Below are 23,082 nucleotides of genomic sequence, written 5' to 3' on the forward strand. Positions count from 1 at the left end.
CCAACCTGTCGGGCTCGGGCACTCTTTTGTCATGTTACAACCGCGGATCGATCTCCCGCTCCTGCGCCACCTCAAACAGCAGATTGGCGGCAATTTCCTTATACGCGGCATGGTCCGGGGTTATGTCGGCGAAAGATACACCGAGCAGTTGCATCCCGAGCCGGTACTCGCTTAGCGAAGTGCGCAGCTTCTGGTTGACGTTCTTTTGCTTCAGCAGCTTGCGGTATTTGTGCGGGAACTTGTAGTCATACCCGTAGATGATGGACAGGTACTCGGGATTGCGCACCTTCATATAAGGCACGGTCCTGCCGTTCCATACCTCGGGCTTGATGACGACTCCCTCCATATGCTGCTCCAGCGTCAGCTTGGCGAAATACCGCTCCGCCCGCGCCAAGCAATCCGGATCGGACAGATCGAGCAAAAGCGCTTCATCCTCGGAAAGAAAACCGTACATCTCGGACGTCTTCCACTCCGGCACTTGCTCCCGACCATCTTCATAGACGATTTTCAGCACGGCAAACGGCTTATACTCCAACGCCCCGTCCTCCGCATAAAGCTCCAGCTGCCGCTTGTAAGTTTCATAAGCCCCCAAATGATCCGCCAGCGGAACATGGGTTTCGCGAATGTCATGCATATGCTTATAGTTCTGGTATACGCTCGCTCCATACTTTTCGCTGAGGTCGTTCTTCGCCATGCGGAACTGATCCCGTTCAAAACCGCTCGCCTCATACTCCGCGTTCAGCTTGGCAAAGGCCTGTTCAAACCCGGTTTGCGCCAGGAACGCAAGCTCCGTTTCCAAGGCCTTCTCGATCGGTTTAAACTGCCGCTCAATCAGCCCTTCGCCCAGCGCTTTCCACGGCATAAGCTCTCCATCCAGGATCAGCATGGCGATCCCCTGCTCTTCCATATACCCGCCGAATTTATCCAGCAGCTTAGCATAAATGGCCGAAAGGTCCGCCCGATTCACCTTGTAGCCGTTCCGGCTGACGGCAAAACATTGCTCCGGGTCTTTATACAAATAAACATTGCACCGCGAACCCATATATTTCGGCTGCAGGACGACCTGCCCCACGCCGCGTTCCTTGAAATAATCCAGCCCGCGCGCCAGGGACTCGAGCTCGTCTGCCGCTTCGTCCTTGTCCGCCGGGGACATCGTACCGGAGATGAAGTTGATTTTGTGCCGCGAGCAGTAATGCAGCCGGCGCAGTTCTTCTTCCCCCAGCTCCCCGACGGACACCTTCCGCTCCTCTTTAAACAGCGTCGGAAGCTCCTCGAATATAGCCGCCCGCCCCGACTTCCGCGACTTCAAAAACGGCTTGTACGAGATGCTGACGGAAGTCAGCAGGTTGCCATGCACACTGCCGGTGTCGATATGGATTTTGTTGCGGATGCGAAAAGACTGTTTGGCCGCCACATGCCCGAATATATGGTAAGGGTGGTTCTTCACCGCTTCCTCCTGCAAAAAAGCCAACTGCCCTTCCAGCGGCGCCTCCCGGTCAATCCGGAAGTTCCGCTGATGCCGGGCGGAGTTCGTGTCCAGCTTGCCGATATACTTGTTCCGGCACGGCGCATGAGTAACATAGAAGGATGATCCCCTGGTCCCCACATACCGGTAAAACGGCTGCGCCATCGACACCAGCTCCCGGAATCGCTCCAACAGCTCCGCATCCTGCCGCAGCGCCTGAACCGAATCGAAATACGTCTGCAGCAGCTCCTGATCGACGCCGCTGATTTCGCCTTTAAAATACTTGTCGACGAAGTTCTCGTGGTTCCCCAGCACAAAGTAAAAATGCTCCCGGTTCTCGTACAGAAACCGGATGATTTCCTCCGTTTGCTTGCCCTTGTCGATCCAGTCGCCCGCTAGAATAAGCTTCGTATGCCGCAGCTTCTCCGCCGCCACCAGCTTGCCGTCCTCCAGACGGTACCCGTGATCGCGCAGCAGCCCCTGCAGATCGTCCACGCATTCGTGCACATCGCCGATGATGATATATTGCTGATCCTGCGGGAGTACGGTGCTCAAGTAATCGTCAAGGTTCTCGATCACGACGCGGTACTCCGGATTCGCTGTTCCTTCAACCGGAAGGTAGAAATCTTTAGCACGGACCTTGTGAACTTTGCCGTAGCCTTCGCGGGCCAGCGAGCCGAGAACGTCTTTTTTCAGCCGGTTGATGTGGTTGGTGATCAGCTTCTTGGAGCGCTCCGAGGCATAATAGTCCTCCCGCCGGCGATAATCGAAGACGATCACCTCCAGGTTGTAATTGTTCTGAACGGCGATGTCTTTCACCTTTGCCCGGAAATCCTCGGACAAACCGGTCGTATCGACCACTACAAACTCCGCGTTGATCGGAAAAGAGGTGGCCAGCTTCAGTCTTTCAAACAGCAGGCGAAAAGCCTGCTCGCTCGCCTCCAGCATCACTTGATCGTATTTATCGTATTCGTATCCAAGGAGCTCCTGGCGAATCCCGTCGGAGGACAGATACTGCACGTTAGCCTTGATATTCCCGCGTCCGTCCTCGAAACGCAATCCCGGAACCAGCACCTCCTTGGCAAAGGTGGTTTTACCGCATTCGGTCGAACCGACCAGCATAAAAATCGTATGGACCTTCGTTTGGATTTCCATCGCTTTAGGCCCCCTTTTTCTTAAGAATGACGCCCTGCGTCGTCTTGATATTGTCGACCCCGTCCCCGACAGCCACGAATTCGAAATGCAGCTCCGTGTCCCGCAGCACCTCGCCGATCCACTGCCGGAACGAGTCCTCCCCCATCTCCCATTTATGATCGTCATGCCGGAATTCGCTCAGCTCGTAAAACCGGTTGAAATCCGCGTTCGGCGTCGTGATGATGAAACGCTCAAAGTCGACTTTGGCGCAGATTTGCCGGATCAGCCGCCCCGCCTCGTCCCGGCTCATATGCTCAATCACTTCGGTGAGGATGACATCGACCTGCTCCCCATTGTAGCTTTCCAGGAAGTGATCGATCGAGGCGAACGTGACGAGGTTATCCAGCTCTTTTCGCGCGGCCTTGCGTTTGACCTGCTCCAGCAGTTCCTCGTTGATATCGACCGCATAGTAAGTTCCCTCGATTTTTCCGGCAAAAGGAATCGCATAGAACCCTTCTCCGCAACCCACGTCCAAAATCGACTTGTCGAAGGACAGCGCGTTTCCGATATAGTTCCGCCGCTGCAGCGCCGTGCCGCCGTAGGCGAACTGGATGTCGTAACGGTCCGTCTTCTCCAGCTCCGCCTTGTACCTGTTGAAGCGGTCCCTGGAAGAAAGAAAGTTCCGTACGAACAAACTGCGGATGTAAAACGGCGCATCGATCACATTCAAGCTTTTGATGTACTTATCGAGAATACTGTCCGAGATATCGATATACTCATTGCCGAACATGGACAGGAACAAGCACAATACGCTGACGGTGTGCAGCAGCAGGTACAGGCTTTTCTCCGTCTTCACGATGAGCGAGTAACTCTTATCGGCCTGATGGGTGATGTCAAAGGTAAATTCCTTCAGATGCTTGGCAAAAAATTCGATGTACCGGACCCGCTCGATATGAATCATATTGATGAAAAAAGTATGCTCATAGCCTTCCGTATCCCGTGTATCCTGCGCTTTTAACGGGGCGGAAAAAAACTCGCCGATTGCGTTCAGCGGAAACAGCGGGGTGTTGTACCGCGATACGTTCAAATACTCGAAGTTCTCCTGTTCGTGCTGCTTATATGAAATGTCGTTGTCGGCATCTTTAAAGTACACGTTAAAGGTGTGCTCGCCGGTATACCAGCCGTACGCCATGCCTTTGCGGATGGAGCGGAGCAGCATCCCGGAGTGCGGATTTTTTTTGATCAAAAAAGAAAATTGCGGATTCGTGGATCTCACCTGGATGATCGCCATGGGAATCCCTCCTGACTTCAGTAAATTGCGGCTACCCCCAGACCTCATGCAGGGTGGAGCGGAATATGCCGTTCAGTTGTTCAACGTCGGGCTGGGCTTGCCGGGCCTGCAACTTGGCGGCCGCTTGCTCGAAATAAGCCAGGCGCTCTTCCAAATACGTGTGGATCGGCTGCAGCTTCGGCTCCATATCAAGCTCATCCCCGGACTTCTTGCGGGCCAGCAGGTGTTGGATCGTGTCCATTAACTCGCTATTCGCGGGGACCAGGTCCTGAACCAAGTCCTCAAACTCCACCGGCGGCATCGTATCGTATTTCTCGATCCAGCCGCAGGCCAACACCGGCCGCAGGACGTAGAAGTATTTTTTGAGCTTCACCCGTTCCCCTTGCAGGTAACCCCGGAAGTTCCCCTTTGCCATTTGGAGATAGTGATACATACAGGATTTTGGCGAAAAGGTTAACGGGGAAATCCGGCGAATTTGTTCGGCGGCGGAATATTGCTCCATATATTGTATCGGTGAATGCAGCCATTCCAGCAACGGCGGGTTCGATTTATGAAACAGAACCAGCGCCTTTTTTAAATCCCATCCGTTGATATCCAGCCGATCGCTGATCGGCCGCTCGATTACGTCCCGGCCTTCGTAGATCGACAAATACCAATCGGCCGGCCGGATATAGAGGAAGCGAACATCATAATCGCTGTCCCGCGAAGGAAAACCCCAGGCCCGGCTGCCCGATTCGCAGGCGTAGAGGATACGCACCCCTTCTTCCCGCTCAATGTTATGCAGCTCGTTTAGAATCGTTGGATGGAAGTCGTATGGGTTGGTCATGGGAGGTCACTCTCCTTGCTATTACTGATATGTATGGCCATGGACTCCATGGTCCATGGCCGTTCTATAGGTACGGTCACCTATTTATTATGTTTGCTCAAAGCGTCCAAATCCAGTGTTGCGACCTGCTCCGTCATGGAGGCATATCCCTGCACGGATTGGGCGATATAGGACAACACCGTGTCGCTCCAGCCGTAAATGTAGAACGTGTTGCGGTCCGTCTGCGGGACCATGGCATGGCGGTACGGGGCGATGTCGACGATAAACGCCTTCACTTCCGGGTTCACCTTGGCCCGGTACTGAGCCAGTACCTGATAAAAAGGACTGCCGCTGTTCTGCTGTTCGTCCGTGATGATGATGATCTGATCCACGCGCTTACGCTCCTGCAGCAGCTTGCGGACCGGCGCACCGGTATCCGTCCCGCCGCTAGCGCGGATGTGCTCGGCTTGCCCGAGAATACTGTCGCGCTTCGAAGGTTTCGCGTCGTGAACCTCGTGGTTGAACAGCCAGAACAGCGAGTTCCCCTGCGTCTTCTTATACAGCGCCAAGGCAAAAACCGCGCCGATCTCCAAATACTGTCCTTGCATCGAACCGGAGATATCCAAAAAGATCGCGGTGTTGTCGCCCAGCTCCGGCAGATTGCCGAAGGTCAGATCGGCCGCGTCCCGCAACGCCTCGCGCAGCTCCGGATGCTCGATTTGGCGGAACGCCGTAGCGAAGCGAAACGGCAGGATGCGCGCTTTGCGCAGCGCCTCCTCGTTGGTCAGCCGCGCGATCACGTAATCTAGGTGCCGCTGCTCATCCAGCACGCCCGCCCGGTCTAGCGTGTTCAAATGGCGGAGCAGCGCGAAGGTCGGCAGCTGGTACAGCAGCGCCTCCCAGACGGCCTTCGACGGCTTGATCGCGCCGGTCACCGTTTCGTACGGCAGCTTGCCGCGTTCGATCCAGGCGATCTGCTCGCTTTCGCCTTCGGCCCGCTTCAAATGCTCCAGTGCTTCCACCTGCGGCAGCAGCCCAAGGTTGGCTTCCAGCCCGCGGAGGTAACGGAACAGCGCCTGCTGCTTCAGGTCCGCCGGCTTCGGATGGGCGGTGGCGATCACGTCGCCCAGGCTGTAGCCCCGGCCGCGGCCGTTGTACTTCACCGCCCAATATTCGCTCACTCCGGTAAGGAAGCGGTTCACCTGGCGCTTGACGGCGCGGCCGCCTTCGCCCCGGCCCTGTCCCTTCAGGATTGTCAAGAAGTCGGACAGGTCGGACGGGATGCGCACCACCCGAAGGAATATCTCCGCGAACAGGTCCGGACGATAGGCGGACAACACGGCCAGGCCAAACAGCGGCTGCAATCGCATTAGGCCTGCGGTGCGCGCATACACGATCGCTTTTGCCATAAAGGTCGGGTTAGCCGCCGCCATCTCGTGATGCATCTGCTCCGCTTCATTCAGCAGTTCGTTTTGGTCGGCATAAAACGTGTTGCTCATTGTATTGGTCAGCAGGATCTGCAGGTATTGCTCTTCGGCAGACCGCGTATAAGCCGGGTAATGGTCTTTGTTGCGTGTCGTCGGTCGCATGGAACCGAACAATTTTTGCGCGAAACTCATGGTTATAACCTCCTGCCCGTTTTCATAGGAAAACGGCAAATCAAAATAGATAACACCGGCGAGGAATGGGTGGAATAGGTCGGCGCAGGAGTCGAACCTGCCGTAATGCCCGGATATTCCAATGGTCGCTATGGATGCGAAGTAACCCATTCCGGCGCCTCACCGGTGTTATACGGTTTTGGCAAAACGCACGCAAGGGAAACTGCTTTTCGAAAAGGTTGCCTTGTGCCGCTTGGCACAATCGGATACTAATCCCCTAAACTAGTCGAAGTAACCCTTTCTGGCGCCTCGCGTTTATTTTTGCCCGTTTGGTTAAAGCTCGCTCGAAGAATAAGGCGGACAGGCACATAAACTGCTCTACCCCTGAGCTATTCCGCCAACCGGCGGAAGTTGGATTCGAACCAACGACCAGTCGCTTAACAGGCGAAGTATCCCGTCCAGGCGCCTCGGCGATCTTTAACCTACCGGCCTTCGCCCTGCAGCGATGACCTTGTGAACCTATCTTCGCTCATTTTACGGCCCGCGAACATGGCGAAAGTATTACGACAAAGAAAAAATTGCCCAATGGATGTCAACGACGATGCCGTCGGTACCGTAGATAAGGGAAAAAAATGTCGCTATTGGGGCGGTATCACCCCTTTTGAGTGAAATAGAGGTAATTTATGTCGCTATTTTCTCGAACCGTAGGGGAAATGGTGCTTTTCATAACGTTCATTGGAAAATAAGTACAAAAAATGTCGCTAATGGTCACGTACAGGTTTAACTCGGGAAAATAAGACCATAAAATGCCGCTATTTTGAGGGCGAGCGTTAGGTGGGGCATGAGAGGGGAGTATGAGATGGGGGAGTGAGTTGGGAGAGTGAGATGGGAGAGTGAGATGGGAGAGTGAGATGGGAGAGTGAGATGGGAGAGTGAGGTGGGATCATGAAATGGGGCATAAGTCGGGGACATGAGGGAGTTTATTAAGCGGGGTCAGCCAGCAACACTAATACAGATATTTCGCCAGCGGCTCCGCTGAAAAAGGCCCCCCTGCCTTATCCCGGCCGATCAGCTCCTTTCCCCCTTTCCCATCCCCTGCTACAATTAGGAAAAAGCATCTTTTAGGAAACGGGGGGATGGAACAGCAATGGCCAAGGAAAGCTTTGATAAGGAAATCCAGTTTCTGCGCATGCTTGTGCTGACCAGCGGAGCTTACAGCAGGCAGCAGTTCGCGAAGCGTCTCGGCATCTCCGTGCATACGTTCGACAAGACGATCCGCCGGCTGAAGGAGATCGTCAGCACCATGCATCAGCATTTGCCGGAGGAGCAGGGGAAGGAACTGGCGGAGGCGATCCGCTTCAACTATTATGAGTCAACCGATCCGATGCTGCTTTTCCTGTTCCGCGCCAAATCGCTGAAGGAATCGGAATCGCAAAGGATCTCGCTGCTCCTTGCCGCGCTGAACGAGCAGGCGCTGACGGCGATGGAGCTGATGGACATCTGCTGCGGCAGCCTCCCTCCAAACGTTCCGCTCCCCGACGAAAAAACGATCCGGTCGGACCTGAAGTATTTGGAGGAGGTCGGCGTCATCAAGAAGGAATCGGCCTCCCGCCCCTACCGTTACCGGATGGACAACGATCTTGTTAGGGAACTGTCGGAGGAGGAACTCTACGATCTGTACGATTTCGTCGACGTGATGGCAAGTACGCAGGTTCCCTCCGTCCAAGGCTACCTGCTCCGGGACGGACTGAAGAAGCACTTGCTGCGGGGGCAGGCCGAGCCGCAAGCGATCGAGCCTTTTTTATACAAGTACCACTATTATTCGCGGATTCTGGACGAAGCGCATTTGTTCACGCTGCTGGAGGCCATCCGGCACCGCCGGAAGGTGCGCTTTCTGTACTTTTCGCCCAAAGCCGACAAGAGCTACGCCTCGCAAAATACAAATCCCTTGTTCGAGCGGGAAACGGCGGGCAAGGCCGAGCAAACGCTGCCTTTAAAGGTCGTTTACGACCATCAGTACGGGCGCTGGTACCTGCTGGGGAACGGCAGGGAGGGCATCCGCAAATACCGCATGGAAGGCATGACGCAAATCGAGGAAGCGGACGCAGTGCCCGAGGCTTTATTCGAAGAGAAGACAGCCGAGCTGGAGGAGAAAATGAGGTGCAGCTGGCTGATCGATACGGGCGCACCGGTGACCGTGCGGGCAAGGTTTTTTAACCCGGGGCCGTCCGAACCGAATTTTGTCAAAGAACGCGTGCTGCTGCAGGGGCAGTGGGGGCGGATCGTGTCCGAAGACGAGGAAGCCTTCATTTACGAAATCACGGTGAACGGAACGACCGAAATCAAACCTTGGCTGCGGAGCTTCGGTTCGAGCTGCGAGGTGCTGGAGCCGCGTTATTTTCGCCGGGAAATGATTGCCGAATGGAAGGAGATCCGGGCGTACTATGAATCCGTTTGAGAAAATTTTCAACTATCAGATCATCTCCCGGCTGGACGATGCCGGCACGTTTATGATCACCGCGCACGAACGGGCCTGGCTGAAAAAGATGCTGGATCATCCCGCGGCGGGCGAAGCCTTTACGGCGGAAACCAGGGACAAATTGCTTTCGCTCCTGGAAAAGGATCCGGCGATAGAGACCTCCGGCCACCTGATCGAAAAGGCTAAAAGCGTGGAGAAGCAGGTGTATCACCCGCTGCTGCGCCCTTTACGCCGCAGTATCGCGGACGGAAACGGCATTCGCGTCACTTATAAGGTAAAAGGCGGGCGGGTTCACGAAGACCATTCCGGCGTGCCTTACAAATTGGAGTATTCCATGGTCAAGCGGGAATGGTATTTGCTCTGGTACAATCTGCGGCATCATGCGCTGATGAGCACCCGGCTGGCCAAAATCATCGCCGTCGCGGCCGAACCGGCCGCGCCTTCCGCTTTGGAACGGGCGCACGCCGGAATCAAGCGGACGCTGGAGGCGCGGAAGACGGAGGCGTTGATCGAAGTCGGCCGGGAGTATCATATGGAGCTGTCCCGCATCCTCTACGCCTTCTCGTGTTTCGAGAAGACCGTCGACTATGACGAAAACCGCGGCACGTACCGCATCCGGGTATGCTTTTTGGGCGATGAAGCCGAATACCTGCTCTCCAAAATCCGCTTCCTCGGAAAGCGCGTCCGGGTCATCGAAGGCGGCTATTTAAAGCGCAGAATGCTGGAGGCCTCCTCTAAGGCGCTAGAGAGATACGAGGCCCTCGATCTCGATCCGGCGAAGGATGAGGATATTCCGGGAGAGTTGTCTTCGTAAAAAAACTTAAGCGCGAGCCAAGGTTTTTCCCGGTCTCGCGCCTACCTTTTCCGGATTACTTCCGCCGATTTTTCGTAAACCGCGTAAATGTAATGATGGCCGCAATCATCATGGCGATGAAGCCGAGGTTGCTCGCCCAATCCTTGGTCATCCCCAGCAACATGCAAAGGTTGGTCACAAGGCTGTTCGTCAGCAGCGCGATCAGAATCAAAAAGATCGGCCTCCATAAGTTGTATCCTCTCATCCAACACTCTCCTTTTTTCGGTTTAGACAGCGCTTTCATATCGGAACAATTCTATTACCCCTACTTTATCATAAAGCCCCGGCGAAATATATTTTCAAGTGACAGGTTCTATTTGCAGTAGAGAGGCGACTTCACGGTAGATAAGCGCGTGCTTCTCCTCAAGCTCCAGCGCCCCGTCGACCACACGCATGTTTTCCTTTTGGGCCAGCTCCCGGAACGTTTCCGCAACGGCGCGGACATTTTGCAGATTTCCCATCAAGGGGCTCCGTCCGTCGATGCGCTGCCGGTTTCTTTCATAACTCACATCCGGGGGCGTATTTAAAAAAACGGCCAGGTCCGGCGCCGGAATCGAGCGGTACAGCATACGAACGACAGCCTCATCGACCCAGAAACTTCTGTACACGATATCGTCGTACCAGTATCTGTCCACGACCAAATGAACGCCTGCCTCTATCAGCGGCTTCAGACATTCGTGGTAGACCTGCAGGCACCCGCCGGCAAACACGGACGTGACGGCCAGGGCGTTTCCGGCATTTTGCAGCGTTTCCGTATATACAAAATCATGCATTAACGGAAAGCGGTTGCTCCAATCGATGCACAGTCTGGTAAAAACCGCGTCGAACGGCTTGAGTTCTTCCACTTTTTGCCGGGCCCGTTCTCCATAATCCTCCGCTTCAAACTGCAGACTGGCGCATTTCATCCCGTTCCGTTCCAGCTTTTCCTGCAAGAGCGTAAGCTGCGTGCTTTTTCCGGCCCCGTCGAGCCCGCTGATGCTTATGATTTTTCCTCTCATCGCATAGCCCTCCTTCAGATGATTGTTCAGCAACGGATTAATATCCACTATAACCGTTACTACGGGCCGGACTCTGTAAAGATTCATACAGTTGGCATAAAACCACAAGGTTCCCTCAGAATTGCAGTTCTTATTATGAACAAACCCCCTCAACGGCGTGTTGAGGGGGCTTCTACTTAGCTTTCTTTACGTTTCCTCCGCAAAATAGACGGAAATGCCTTTGTCGGCGCAGTACTTTTCGTATTCCTCCGGAATCCCCTGCGAGGTGATGATCGCGTCCAGCTTGTCCAGCGGCGAATAGGTCAGCAGCGTGGAACGGCCGAATTTGGAAGCGTCGGCCAGCAGGTAAACCTGCTTCGCCTTCTCGGCCACCCGCTTCTTGATCTCGTATTCCATCACGTCGGAGTTTGTCAAGCCGCTGGCAACGGAAACCCCGGTCGCGGCCATAAACGCCTTGTTGATATTGTATTTGTCCAGCAGGAACAGTTCATCGCTGCCGACAAAAGACTTCGTATCCCGCTTATAGATATTCCCCAGAACGAGCAGGGATACATTCTCCAAGTGGGAAGCGGCGTTAATGACATCCAGGCTGGTGGTCATAATCGTCAGTTTGCCCGTTCGCGGCAAATATTCGACGATACTCCGGGTCGTGGTTCCGGAATCGATGAAAATCAGCTCATTGCTTTCCACGAATTGCGCCGCTCTCTTCGCGATGGCCCGTTTCACCGCTTGATTGGTAATATCTCTGCTTTCAAAAGGGATCAGTTCCTGGGACAGCGAAGTTACGCCTCCGTATACTTTTTGGATGGTTCCCTTCTCCAGCAAAACCTGAATGTCCCGGCGGATCGTATTCTTCGACACATTGAAATGTTCGCACAATTCATCCAGCGATGTCGTTCCCAGAGCATGAATATGCTCCTCCAGTTCCTGCAAACGTCTCTCCCTCATCCGATTCTACTCCGTTCCTTCAATAAGTCATCTCTCAAAAAATATAACGCATAACCAAAAATTTATCAATAAATCGGCAAAATTTACAATAAATAAACAAATATATGATTAAAAATCAATCATTTAAGTCTTCCACGCCGGGTTCAACCGGGACAACTTCCGTTATCAGCCGCTGAGACCGTAGTTAGCTTTGTCCTTGACATATCCGGTAACGGAGCCTTTATAATCATAAGGCTAAATGAAAGGAGATTTTCAGCATGTGGTTTATGTTTGCTTTACTCACTGCGTTCGCTTGGGGCGGCGCGGATCTGTTCTATAAAAAAGGCAGCGACAGCCATGACCGTTTCAGCCATATTAAAATCGTCATCATGGTCGGCCTGGTAATGGGAATTCACGGCACAGCTTACCTGCTGATCAAAGGGCTGCGGTTCGATCCCGCCGACATGATCCGGTATTTGCCGGTGTCCGCGCTGTATATCCTGTCGATGGCGATCGGCTATTTTGGCCTCAGATACATTGAGCTGTCGATTTCCTCGCCGGTGCAAAACTCTTCCGGCGCGGTCACGGCCATTTTGCTGTACCTGTTTTTCCCCCATGACCTCGGCGTCTTTGAAGTGATGGGCGTAGCGATCATTACCTGCGGCGTGGTTAGCCTGGCCGTATTGGAAAAAAGGGCGGAACGCCAAGCCCTCCAGGCCAGCTTCGCGAAGGTCGATGTCAAATACCAAATCGGCGTGATGGCGATTACGTTCCCGATTCTTTATTGTATCCTCGACGGTCTCGGCACCTTTGCCGACGGGATTTATCTGGACGAGCTCAAGCTGATCGGCGAAGACGCCGCCCTGCTCGCCTATGAGTTTACCTTTTTCATTTGCGCCGCGATCGCCTGCGTTTATCTTGTTTTTGTGAAGAAGCAGCGGTTTAATCTTTTCCGCGAGCGCGTCAAAGGGTACGCCGCCATCTTCGAAACGACCGGCCAGTTCTTCTACGTGTTCGCCATGTCCGGCAACGCCATCATCTCGGCGCCGCTGATCGCTTCTTACAGCATTTTTTCCGTGATTCTGTCGCGGATCTTCCTCAAAGAGCGGCTCGGCAAGCTGCAGTACGGCGTGATCGTCCTCGTGATGATCGGAATCGCTCTGTTGGGGTTGGCGGACGAATTGTAAAAAGGGGGTCCGACCTTAGCGGCAAGGGCCTTAGCGGCAATTTTTGCCGCTATTTTGCCGTTTCGGCGCTTTGCCCGAGAATAACGGACATTTATGTTCCTATTCCCCGGCATCGCCCGGGAAACCGGACTTTTTGCCGCCTTCGCGGGACAATAACGCCATAAAATGTCTCTATTTCGGCCGGATTGCCTGAAGCGGCAAGGATAACGGCCTTTTTTGCCGCTATTTCCGGCGAATGACCCACAAAAAGAGGCCTGGCGCACATGGCACCAAGCCGTTGACGCGCGGAGGCAGGCAGGTTATAGCAGCAACGCCCGTCCCCAGCGCGCCAAACCCTGTATCAAGCAAGCTTCTGCCCGCAGTTCGGACAAAAGTTCGCGCCTTAGATTTTCGTGCCGCAGTTTGGGCAGAAGTTGGGGCGTTTGCCGCCTTCCGGCACGGACGGGGCGGATGGCCCGGATGGTGCGGGCTGCGCATCGGATGATGCCGGCGGCGCGGGCGGGGCGGATGGAGCTGCCGGTTCCGAACCCTTTCCGGCCGCAGACGGCGCCGCGGTTTCCCCATGATTCCCGGCTGCCGGCTTTGAACTCGGATTCCCCGTTTGGTTCTGATGCTGATTCTGGTTCTGACTTTGGCTCTGGTTTTGGTTCATATTTTTCAGCATTTCGTTCGCCAGGTTCATCCCCATCATCATGCTCGCCATGTCCGCGGCGGCCCCGCCGCCCTGCACCTTGCCGGAAGCGATGCCGTCCGTCATGCTGACCTGCTGGTATTTGGAGAGATTCCCGATCATTTCATGCGACGCCGTTTTGGTGATCATATCCTGGATTTCTTTTGGATAATTGAAGCTCATCACTTGAAAGCCCGTTATCGTAAACCCGTCGTCCAGCACCTGCATATCGAGATCCTCGCGGATGCCCCTCGCGATGTCCGCGGCGTTGGCCTGCAGATTAAACATATCCTTGCCTTCCTGGCTAATCCACTTCATCAGCAGTTGGTCCAGCACGGACGTAATCCGCAGCTTCACATCCTCCACAAGATAGCTTGGCTTGATCCCGGCAATCTTGTCGATCAGCGTCACGTAGTCATTTACCTTGAAGTTGAACGTGCCGTTGGCGCGAATCGGCATGCCGCCCGGCAGCTGAGGCGTCGGAATGAGAACCGGATTTTGCGTTCCCCATTTCACGGTGAATTCCTTCGTATTGACGAAAAGCACCTCGACCCGCATGCCGCTGTTGAAGCCGAACTTAAACCCTTTTAACGTCGACAAAAAAGGAACGATATCCGATTCGATATTAAATTCCCCTTCATCCTTAAAGATCCCTTCGATCTTGCCGTTGTTGATGAAAATAGCGTCCTGGCCGGAGCGGATGATCAGTTTGCTTCCTTTTTTGATCTCGCGGTTGCTCCACTTCCAGAAAATCATGTCGTCTCTGAACTCTTCCCATTCCACTACGTTCGCAAATTGGTTTCTAAAGAATCCCATCGTTGTCCCTCGTCCCTTTCGTTAAAATGATCCCCGGCTGCCGCTGTGCGAATGCCCGCCGCCGGTCCGTCCGCCTCCGCCTCCGCCGCTGGAACTGCTGCTCTTCTGGATTTTCCGTTTCGTGACCGTCGTGCGGATGAACCGGTCCTGCCGCTGCAGAACGCCTGAAGTTCCGGCGTCCTCATAGGTTCTGCCGCTCACCGTCACCCGTCCGCCGGAGCGGTAAGCCATGATGCCGACAGCAATGCCGCCGATCGCCAAAGCTCCGCCCAATTGGAACCAGAGGTTGAACAAAATATTGTCCGGGTTGACGCCAGGCTCGTATCCCATGTACCGGTTTGCCGTTTTTATATATTGCTCGAAGGCCTGGCGATAATCGCCTTCCGTCAAATCGGGCGTGATTTTGTTCCTAATCTTATCCAACCTCGCATCATCGAGGTATTGCTCGGCTTTATAAAATCCGGCCAAATAAATGTCGCGATTTCGCATGTCCAGCGTTAGGATAACGGCATTGCCGAAAGGCTTATCGTAACCCGGTGCCTGTTCGTCGTAAAAATCCTCGGTCATTTTGACGACGTCCTCATTTTCCGGATTATCGGTCGTGATGATCATAATATCGGTCTCGCGTTCGGCCCCGTATTCGTTGGCCATGGTGTTCAGCTCATCGTAATCGGCTTGGCTCAGCAGATGGGCGTCGTCATAAATTAAAGTTTTAGGCTCCGCTGCCGCTGCGGCCCTTATGGCCGGTGCAGGCACCATGAGGCAGAAGGCGGTCAGCAAGCAGACCGTTATAAGCCAAAAGCGCTTTTTCATAGGAATCCGCCTCCCATCATCCATGCCACGATTTTTAACGACAGGAAGGAGATTCCGAAAATCCCGGCAAACCACGCCGCCACCTTTGCTTTGCTGATCGGCGGCTTGCCGACCACCTTGCCTGTCTGGCCGTTCATAGCGAAAGTGTACTGCTTCCGGTTATAGTCGTAATACACCATCCAGACCGGCAGCAGCACGTAATCCGCCCGTTTTACCGTCGTATCGATTTGTTTGTCCGTATAGCTTACCGTGGCATACCCGGAAACCGTTGAAGATATATAAGAGTCGATATAAGGCCGCGTTTTCTCTTGGGCACGGGGGGTGAGCTCCGCATCGGTGTAGCTGTATTTTTCGGCAATGTATCCGGCAAGATAAGGCGTCTTGAAGGCTTTGAGCTGTTCGTAAGGAAAAGGCTCCAGCTTATCCATCAGCTCATCGTTCATTTTCGCCGAAGCGTCGATCGGCAGCCGGACATAATCAAGGCGGATTTTCCGGTAAATCTCGAAATGGTCCGTTTCCGTATATTGATATTCGCCGCGCGTGTAGCTTCTCACCTTCGTCCCGTGGCCTTGGACCTCGATCCGGTTATGTAAATCATACAACCAGAACGGCACGTAGATCCCCGTAATGCCCTGGATGCGGTCCGCGGTCATGAAGCCTCTCGGCGTGAGCAGTCCTTTTCCGCACCATTTCTTAAATGCGGCCATCGCTTCTTCCTTGCTGATCGTAAAAGGAATCACCTGCGCCGGAGCCAGTTTGCCCGTCAGGCGATCGCTCAGCACCACGGCGGAGCCGCAGAAGCTGCAGGTCGTCGCGCTGGTCTCCGGCTCGGTGACGATCACGGCACCACAGCTTTCGCAGTGGTACTCCCTCACCTCATCTTCCGTGAACACCTGCTGCTTCAGCGGATCGGGGATTTGCTCGATCTCGTCCTTTCTGCCGCAGCTCGGACAGGCCAGCGTCCCGGTCTCGCTGTCAAACGTCATGCCGCTGCCGCAGTTCGGACATTTGTATTCAATCACCGGCATTGGCGTCTTTTCCTTTCTCCAACTGCGCGATAAGTTCATCCAGATCGTCTTTCCGCGCGCCGTCCCGCAGCTCGGCAAGAGCCTCCGCTTCATTCAAGGCGCGGTCGGCCTGCTCTTCCGCCGCGCGAAATGCGGCTTCCACCCCGCCGGCGGATGCGCCCGCATGGGTCTGTTGCAGCCGCCCCGCTTCCGCGAGCTTGGTTTTTAGCGTGGTGCGCCGCGTTTCCAGCTCGCTTAGATCGGCGGCCAGCTTATCCTGCATCTGCTTCATTTGGGCGGCGTTGGCGGCGGATTGCTCATAAGCGTTTTGCAATTCGCCGAGCCGTTCCGCCTGCTGCGCTTTTTGCTCCAGGAACTTAAGCGCCCGCTCCTCGTCGCCCGACTCTGCGGCCTTTTCCGCATACCGCTGCAGCTTCCGGACCTCCGCGGCGCATTCGTCAAACGCCCGTTTCGCCCGGCTTTCTTCCGCCTGCACCGCGGCCGTCTCCGCCTTCACCTGGCCCAAATCGCGATGCATTTGGCGCATGTATTCATCAATCGTTTTCTCCGGGTCCTCCGCCCGTTCCAGCAAACCGCCGATATTCACTCTCATCACATCCCGAAACCTCGACAAGATTCCCATACCCTGTTCCTCCCTCGATCGATCTATATGTACTATAATACATGAAAAGCGGGCCATTGGTTTCAAAGTGGTCAACGGGAAAAAATGTCCAAAACAAAAAAAGACGCCTCCCTCGCGGGATTTGTCCTGATTTGCGCCGGGAAGCAGTTATATTGTTGTGTTTAAAGATTGACGATATGGGAGCTTGAGCTTCTTCCGGCGCTCTGCGCGAAGCCTACAGCGTCTGTAGGGCTGCCCCTCAGCACTACCGAATCCAAAAAGCCTGTGCTGTTGACATAATGAATGCCAGGAAAGTTCCGGCCGTGTTTGAAGGGATCGCAACGTTGGCATGCCCCATCCCCCTTTGGGTCTGCACGTACTCATTATATGACATGGCAACAACGTTCTTTATCTGCCCAGCTTTGATCTCGCCCGCAAAATCTTTGCCGACAATTATAATGGCATCGGTTAACAAGTTGGCCCGCACGGAATGGCCGCTTGATAGAGGAAGACCGCGTATGTGCCTTCCCGAGAAGCTGGCGATGATCCCCATGGCCGCTTCTTTCTTCTTTTTATTGGATTGCTTGAAGCCGATGATAATTATTGTGATAACAAAAATCAATACTGCCGGAGCCAGCTCTCCAATCCATCTCCCGATAAATCCCACCACCAAACAAGCGACAATTACCCAAAACCATGCTTTCTTATAAAAATCTTTCAAGAACCAAAACCTCATTCCTATAGGTAATTTGTACCATAAATATATCGGAAGTTTCGTTTTGATTCTATCCATCCGCTTCCTAAAATCACATATGCATTTTGCAAAATTATGAACAATACAAAGCCCCGAAAATAGCTCGTTCCGTCAAATGCAAAAGTGCACTTCATTTCCCCCGAAACAGGTCATTTGAGCGATTCAAATGCAAAAGTGCAGGCCGTTTTCGCCACTTCGCTCAAAATCGCCTCCAATCCTCATTTTCAACTGCACTTTTGCATCTCATCGCTCTAACTGCTCGAATTCGGCCCCCTCCAACTGCACTTTTGCACTTGGTTAAGTGACGCCGGCGTTTTTTTCAAAGGAACATTTACGGAATCCGCTCAGCCCTCCGGCTTCGCATTCTTGTGGGAATAGGCGATCAGGTTCACCTTTTCCCCCGTAGACTGCTCCAGCTTGTTCTCCAGCTTGCGGATCTCCTCAACAAGATGTTCCTTGCCTTCCAGGTCGGTAAAAACATAATCCTGCCGCATGACACACGCTCCTCGCCGTTTTTACCCAGTGTTTGTGGGGAAGCCCGTTTTTATGCAGTTTGTTGGCGTCATTGGCGCTTGAGCTTGTTACTCTTCCACCAAACTAATGAGCAGCCCCTTCGCCTGCGATTTATTCTCTTCAGAAAGCCATACTCTGATCGTAGGATCGGTATCTCCGGATTTCCCCAAAGTCTCTTTCAACTCCGGCCAAGTCCCTTCTTCATACCGGTTAATGACCTGATTTCCATCGGAGCGAATATATCTAATGAAGATTTTCGTCGAGGCATCCACTAGAACATGAACATCCCCCGCTTCCACATCCTTTTTCTCTTCCGCCGGCGCAGCCGTGAGCGCAACCTTAGCGTTCGGGCTTACCGTGATCCCGTCCGTCCCCATCGCCGCCAGTTTCCCGGACAGATCCGCCTTCACTTCATCCCATCCCGTCAGAATTTTCGCGTTCTCCTCGATGAACACCACCTGTGAATGGGTAAACGGCAATACCCCCGGGTCAACCCAAGCTACGGCCGCGAATCCGCAAATCCCCATGAGCAAATAAGCGCCTACCATAGCGCTAAGCAGCGCATTCCCGGAGCGCGTTAGCTTACGCAGTTGCGCAACAAGGCCTATACCGATGACCCCTCCTGTCACATTTAGCAAAATATCATCGATATCGCTGCTGCCCAAGGCCAGGGCATACTGAATGACTTCCAACGATAAAGAGATGGCCAGCAGCCAGAGGACCTGAAGCCGCAAAGGCTTCCGTTCCGCCATAAAAGCCGCGAACATGCCCAGGGGAATAAAGATGGCGATGTTCCCGCCGACATTCGCGAGCACTCTGTCGAATTCAATGGCTTCATTCGTGAAATATTCCATAATGGTTCGAAAAGGAATCACATTCAAGCTTCTTAATGGCATAAACTTGCCCCGAAGTATCGCCGACAATGGGATGGTTTTGAACAATATGATTTTGAGCAAGAACACGGTGTAAACCGTAAACATCAAGTAAAATAAGCCACGCAGAACGCTGCCGGCATTCCCCGGTTCACCCAGTCTGGCGTCCCGGGCTTCCTCCCCTTGGAACTCCATGCGCTATCCCGCCTTTCGAAAATTCTCTTTTGGAATACATTGTTCCACTAGCAAAAAAACGTTTACTTGAGCCAATCAGTTACACTTGCTCATCTTTCCCTTCTTTCATGATCCGAAGCACCGAGTACTTCGGATTCTTGCAATATTTATGGACACTTTCTCTAACAACGGACACCAACGGCCCTATTTCGCGCTAAACCAGTTCAAATAGGAAGATTTGAGGTATTAAGCATTGGCATTACATTAACTTTTGCTCAAGGTTTCTTTACAAGCGTTGGCTTTCGAATCGATACTGTCCGCCCGCCGGAAATCTACCGTTGCAGCAGCGGCTATTTGCGAAAAAAGACCTTTTCGAAATTCTAACGGTTGCCAGCGCCGTTATTTTCCTGAATCCAAGCAAAAATTACCGTTTTTCGGCGAACTAAGCTCCATGGCAACCGTTACTATTTGAAATCAACGGTATTGGAACAGATAGCGCTTGTGGCTACCGTTAGAATAGGTGTGGCTAGAAAATGAATCTTGTCAGATTTAATGCAATGCTAGTGGCCTAACGGACCCACATGACTCTGGCACAAAAACAGTTCAGTTCCCGTCCGAATTGAGGCAAATAAGGTCACCTATGTCAGTTACATTTTGCAAACACCCGTTTTTCCTCAGATAACGGCTCTGGTCTCCCTTAGCCCCCAGTTCCTCTTCTCCTCCCCCTCCCCTCACTCTCTACCGCGCATCGCCCGCATGAGCGAAATTTTATAAATTCTGGCGTGTAAGGTCAAAGAAAAACCGCCAGGGAAGATCACCCTGACGGTCTTCATTCGTCAGCTCGCGATGGTAGTTTTTACGGATGTAAACCTTGATCCGCTCCACGCAGGCGAAGGCCTCCCTGTACCGCAGCCGCGTCATGCAATGATACAGCTCGGTAACGTTTTTCTCCCCGCCCGCATGTTCCACGATGCGGTTGGAGAGCTCCGTAAACTTGCCCATCGTTCATCCCCCTTAACATTCATTGTTGTCTTTGGGAGTTCCCCGGAAAACACAAAAAGACCTAAATCGTAAGAGTCCCCGGAATACACGTACGTATCCCAAGCTCTACAATTTAGGTCTTGCCTGCATCACCAGTAACAATCCCGTATTCGGTTAAGTTGTTGCACCATCAAGTTAGCATAGAATCATTTTTATGTCAACGCTTTCTTTTTTGTTCCTTTTTTCGCCTCTTGTAAGAGCGCCGCAGATTGGGATAAGATAGCCTTACATTTTGGAGGTTAACTATGAAAATCATTCACTTCTTCTTGCAAATTGCCGTACTCACTGCATTTTACGGTGCGGGCGTGCTGGTTCAGACGCTCAGTAAGGCCCCGATTCCCGGAAGTATCTTCGGACTTGTGCTGCTGTTTCTGGCACTGAAGCTGCGGATCGTTCCCGCCGGATGGCTGGAAAACGGAGCCACTTTTATGCAAAAATACATTCCCTTATTCCTTGTACCTGCGACGGTTGGTGTCATGGACTATTTTCACGTGTTCACCGGAGGCGGACAATGGCTGATTGCGATTGTCGTGCTCAGCACGCTGCTGACGATGATTCTGGGCGGAGCGGTTGCACAGGCGGCGGGCAAGCTCACAGCGAAAAACAAGGAGGCGGCTGCATGCGTGAAGTCCTTTTCGAAGCAGGCGTTGCCTTAGGGATCGTCCTGTTGTTCCTGGTGATGAGCGCTCTGTACCGCCGGCTAAAATGGGCCATTCTCGTCCCGACCTTAACCTGCTCGGCGCTCGTGATCGCCTTATTGATGGGGACGCGAACCTCCTACGAAACGTTCATGAGGGGCGGACAGTGGCTGCAATACTGCCTTGGCCCCGCCGTAGTGGCGCTCGCCTATCCGATGTACAAGCAGCTTGACGCGCTGCTGAAAGAATGGAAAGCGGTGCTCGCCGGCGCGATCGTCGGCATAGCCGCCGGGATGATCAGCGGAATTTGGTTTGCTTTATGGCTGGGATATCCCCGGGAACTGCTGATCTCGCTCCTGCCCAAATCGATTACAACACCGGTAGCGATGGAAATCTCCGCGAGCTTGGGGGGCAATGCGCCGATTACCTCCGCTTTTGTGATGATTGCCGGAATTACCGGCGTTGTGCTGGGGCCCATCATCTTCAAATGCTGCGGAATCACCAGCGACATCGGGCGGGGGATCGGCTTCGGCGCCGCTTCCCATGCGCTCGGAACGAGCAAAGCCGCGGAATTCGGCCCGGTCGTCGTGTCCACCAGCACCGTGGCCCTGACCCTTAGCGCCGTATGCGGCTCCGTGCTGGCGCCGGTGGTTGTGTGGCTGATGTTGTGAAGGGGGGCGGGCGGAACCGCCAATCATCGTAAGTAGCTTAATCAGCAAATTGGCGTTGTCGCCGCCGCCCAGACGCAAAGCAAATTGCCGGAAACCTTGACGGACCGGCTAGTACGGCCAGATGTCTCGGGTCAAAACCGAACAGCTACTTGACAGAGGCGACGATAGGCGGAAGGCGAAAAGTCTAGCTATGATGAACGTAAACAAAAGACAGCCCTCCATATTGCTACATCTCGTAGGTTAAAATGGATAGTGAAAACCAAACCATTTCAGAGCTACATAGCAAAGGAGAGCTGATACTATGCAGTCTACCACAAAATTCGTCGGTTTAGATGTATCCAAAGAAAAAATTTCGGTTGCTATTGCAGATGCAAGCGGTGAAACTCCTCGCTATTACGGGAGCATTCCTCACACCCCGGCGGCGCTGCGCAAGCTGATCAAAGAACTGGGACCGGCCGAAACGCTATCGTTTTGTTATGAGGCAGGTCCGACAGGTTACGAAACCTATCGCTGGATCACCTCCATGGGAGCCCATTGCGTTGTCATTGCTCCGTCGCTTATTCCCAAACGCCCTGGCGATCACGTGAAGACGGATCGACGGGACGCCGAGCAGCTTGCCCGTCTGTTTCGTGCAGGAGAATTGACTCCTGTCTACGTCCCGGAGCGGGAAGACGAGGCTTTGCGGGAGTTGGTTCGCGCCCGGGAGGCCGCCAAAGAGGACGCGCATCGGGCACGCCAGCGGATATTGAAGTTCCTGCTCCGCCATCACATCGAACCGCCGGCTACGATAAAGCGTCGTTGGACCCGGAAGTACCGTTCCTGGCTGGAGCAACTGACATTCCCTTATGAGCCCATGCAAGTAGCCTTCGACGAGATGCTCCATACCTTAAATGAGATCGAGCAGCGGATGGGGCGTTTGGAAAAAGCCTTGGTTCAGCAAGCCACGGTCGGCTCCAAGGCAACTCTGATTCGGGTGCTTCAGTCCCTGCGTGGGATTGGACTACTGACGGCCGTCACTCTAGCTGCTGAGATCGGTTCATTTACTCGCTTCCGCTCCCCGGCCCAACTCATGGCGTATTTAGGGTTGGTTCCTCGTGAGAGTTCAACCGGCCTGAGTACTCGGCGCGGAAGTATGACCAAAGCCGGTAACGGGCGCTTGCGCCGATCCTTGGTGGAATCCGCCTGGAGCTACCGTCATCGGCCTGCGGTGAAAGGAGATCTCGCCAAGCGTTTGGATGGCATGCCGGCCGATATACAACTGTTGTCGTGGAAAGCGCAAGAAAGATTGCATTACAAATACCGTCATCTCATTTTTGGAAAGAACAAACACAAAAATGTGGCCGTAGGCGCGGTGGCCAGGGAGCTAACCGGGTTCATATGGGCTGTTGCTCGAACGGTGGAACAACCGGTGGCTAACTAACGCCCCTTCCGTCCCCTTTGGGGAGACGCAGGGAGCGTTGCCCCCTGCACCCCCACACTCGCCGTGAGGCGTTCCTCATTTCCAATGAGGAATAGGAAAAGTGTTGATTTGAACCTAACCGCTTGTCAAGAAAAGCGCTTGACAAGCTCACGCCTGAGCACGAGGCCCGGGAGCAAACGAAGGTTCCGGGAGAGAATTTGCGTCAACCGTTTGCACTAGGTGAGTAACTGAACGTGCGCTTCTAGCTTGCAAGAGCTCTCCTTGACGAAGGCATAACATGTGGTACCAACCCACGGATAGCAGCGTGCCGACCGTCGCTCGCATTTTTGCTCTC

The 23,082-nt window shown here is 53.7% G+C and carries 21 protein-coding genes and 1 tRNA gene; 6 read left to right on the forward strand and 16 right to left on the reverse strand.

From position 1 onward, the window contains the following. Positions 1-34 precede the first annotated feature (34 nt). The 5 genes from DYE26_RS21035 to DYE26_RS33585 form a co-directional block, all read right to left on the reverse strand. On the reverse strand, positions 35-2,620 hold the full coding sequence (locus DYE26_RS21035; RefSeq protein WP_036626838.1) for a metallophosphoesterase: 2,586 nt from the start codon (positions 2,618-2,620) through the stop codon (positions 35-37). A 4-nt stretch (positions 2,621-2,624) separates the two neighbouring features. Beyond that, positions 2,625-3,890, reverse strand: a complete 1,266-nt coding sequence (locus tag DYE26_RS21040; RefSeq protein WP_036626839.1) for a class I SAM-dependent methyltransferase — start codon at positions 3,888-3,890, stop codon at positions 2,625-2,627. Between the two features lie 31 nt (positions 3,891-3,921). Beyond that, positions 3,922-4,716 carry a nucleotidyltransferase domain-containing protein gene (locus DYE26_RS21045; RefSeq protein WP_036626841.1) on the reverse strand — a complete coding sequence of 265 codons (795 nt, stop codon included), beginning with the start codon at positions 4,714-4,716 and terminating at the stop codon, positions 3,922-3,924. An 80-nt stretch (positions 4,717-4,796) separates the two neighbouring features. Further along, positions 4,797-6,314, reverse strand: coding sequence for a TROVE domain-containing protein (locus tag DYE26_RS21050; RefSeq protein WP_036626843.1), 1,518 nt, complete (start codon positions 6,312-6,314; stop codon positions 4,797-4,799). Positions 6,315-6,695: 381 nt separating this feature from the next. Next, positions 6,696-6,790, reverse strand: a tRNA-Ser gene (locus DYE26_RS33585). A gap of 650 nt (positions 6,791-7,440) precedes the next feature. Here DYE26_RS33585 and DYE26_RS21055 point away from each other — a divergent pair. Continuing rightward, positions 7,441-8,751: a helix-turn-helix transcriptional regulator gene (locus tag DYE26_RS21055; protein ID WP_036626844.1), complete on the forward strand. Its 1,311-nt coding sequence runs from the start codon at positions 7,441-7,443 to the stop codon at positions 8,749-8,751. Then, positions 8,738-9,586, forward strand: a complete 849-nt coding sequence (locus tag DYE26_RS21060) for a WYL domain-containing protein (RefSeq protein WP_036626845.1) — start codon at positions 8,738-8,740, stop codon at positions 9,584-9,586. The genes DYE26_RS21055 and DYE26_RS21060 overlap by 14 nt, the downstream gene beginning before the upstream one ends. 55 nt (positions 9,587-9,641) lie before the next feature. Here the strand turns inward: DYE26_RS21060 and DYE26_RS21065 are convergent, their stop codons facing one another. From DYE26_RS21065 to DYE26_RS21075, 3 genes are all read right to left on the reverse strand, one after another. After that, positions 9,642-9,830, reverse strand: a complete 189-nt coding sequence (locus tag DYE26_RS21065) for a hypothetical protein (protein ID WP_036626846.1) — start codon at positions 9,828-9,830, stop codon at positions 9,642-9,644. Between the two features lie 94 nt (positions 9,831-9,924). Beyond that, on the reverse strand, positions 9,925-10,623 hold the full coding sequence (locus DYE26_RS21070; protein ID WP_036626847.1) for a dTMP kinase: 699 nt from the start codon (positions 10,621-10,623) through the stop codon (positions 9,925-9,927). Between the two features lie 186 nt (positions 10,624-10,809). Beyond that, complete coding sequence (locus DYE26_RS21075) at positions 10,810-11,571, reverse strand: DeoR/GlpR family DNA-binding transcription regulator (protein ID WP_036626849.1); 762 nt, start codon at positions 11,569-11,571, stop codon at positions 10,810-10,812. A 257-nt stretch (positions 11,572-11,828) separates the two neighbouring features. On the opposite strand from DYE26_RS21075, the gene DYE26_RS21080 reads away from it, so the two are divergent. Continuing rightward, entirely contained in the window at positions 11,829-12,737 is a 909-nt protein-coding gene (locus tag DYE26_RS21080; protein ID WP_036626850.1) for an EamA family transporter, read from the forward strand. A 382-nt stretch (positions 12,738-13,119) separates the two neighbouring features. Here DYE26_RS21080 and DYE26_RS21085 read toward each other — a convergent pair whose 3' ends face one another. The 8 genes from DYE26_RS21085 to DYE26_RS21115 all read right to left on the reverse strand — a co-directional run bounded on the left by DYE26_RS21085 (position 13,120) and on the right by DYE26_RS21115 (position 19,980). Beyond that, complete coding sequence (locus DYE26_RS21085) at positions 13,120-14,223, reverse strand: SPFH domain-containing protein (RefSeq protein WP_051985774.1); 1,104 nt, start codon at positions 14,221-14,223, stop codon at positions 13,120-13,122. Positions 14,224-14,244: 21 nt separating this feature from the next. Beyond that, positions 14,245-15,036, reverse strand: a complete 792-nt coding sequence (locus tag DYE26_RS21090) for a TPM domain-containing protein (protein ID WP_036626851.1) — start codon at positions 15,034-15,036, stop codon at positions 14,245-14,247. After that, positions 15,033-16,064: a TFIIB-type zinc ribbon-containing protein gene (locus tag DYE26_RS21095; protein ID WP_036626854.1), complete on the reverse strand. Its 1,032-nt coding sequence runs from the start codon at positions 16,062-16,064 to the stop codon at positions 15,033-15,035. Before DYE26_RS21095 ends, DYE26_RS21090 begins: the two co-directional genes overlap by 4 nt. Continuing rightward, positions 16,051-16,686: a PspA/IM30 family protein gene (locus tag DYE26_RS21100; protein WP_051985775.1), complete on the reverse strand. Its 636-nt coding sequence runs from the start codon at positions 16,684-16,686 to the stop codon at positions 16,051-16,053. Before DYE26_RS21100 ends, DYE26_RS21095 begins: the two co-directional genes overlap by 14 nt. Positions 16,687-16,930: 244 nt before the next feature. Then, complete coding sequence (locus DYE26_RS21105; RefSeq protein WP_127463429.1) at positions 16,931-17,386, reverse strand: hypothetical protein; 456 nt, start codon at positions 17,384-17,386, stop codon at positions 16,931-16,933. A gap of 377 nt (positions 17,387-17,763) precedes the next feature. Next, positions 17,764-17,913 carry a hypothetical protein gene (locus tag DYE26_RS33590; RefSeq protein WP_164815221.1) on the reverse strand — a complete coding sequence of 50 codons (150 nt, stop codon included), beginning with the start codon at positions 17,911-17,913 and terminating at the stop codon, positions 17,764-17,766. Between the two features lie 87 nt (positions 17,914-18,000). After that, positions 18,001-18,999, reverse strand: a complete 999-nt coding sequence (locus DYE26_RS21110; protein WP_036626858.1) for a VanZ family protein — start codon at positions 18,997-18,999, stop codon at positions 18,001-18,003. 747 nt (positions 19,000-19,746) lie between these two features. Further along, positions 19,747-19,980: a PTS sugar transporter subunit IIB gene (locus DYE26_RS21115; protein WP_036626861.1), complete on the reverse strand. Its 234-nt coding sequence runs from the start codon at positions 19,978-19,980 to the stop codon at positions 19,747-19,749. A 284-nt stretch (positions 19,981-20,264) separates the two neighbouring features. Here DYE26_RS21115 and DYE26_RS21120 point away from each other — a divergent pair, with 284 nt between their 5' ends. From DYE26_RS21120 to DYE26_RS21130, 3 genes are all read left to right on the forward strand, one after another. Then, positions 20,265-20,675 (forward strand): CidA/LrgA family protein, encoded by a 411-nt coding sequence (locus DYE26_RS21120; protein ID WP_036626862.1) that lies wholly within the window; start codon positions 20,265-20,267, stop codon positions 20,673-20,675. Beyond that, a complete protein-coding gene (locus DYE26_RS21125; RefSeq protein WP_036626864.1) occupies positions 20,639-21,328 on the forward strand; it encodes an LrgB family protein in 690 nt (229 codons plus the stop codon). The genes DYE26_RS21120 and DYE26_RS21125 overlap by 37 nt, the downstream gene beginning before the upstream one ends. Positions 21,329-21,629: 301 nt before the next feature. After that, positions 21,630-22,748 (forward strand): IS110 family RNA-guided transposase, encoded by a 1,119-nt coding sequence (locus tag DYE26_RS21130; RefSeq protein ID WP_036622457.1) that lies wholly within the window; start codon positions 21,630-21,632, stop codon positions 22,746-22,748. The last annotated feature ends 334 nt before the right edge of the window (positions 22,749-23,082 follow it).

The organism is Paenibacillus macerans (genome assembly GCF_900454495.1).
In the GTDB taxonomy this organism is placed as follows: domain Bacteria; phylum Bacillota; class Bacilli; order Paenibacillales; family Paenibacillaceae; genus Fontibacillus; species Fontibacillus macerans.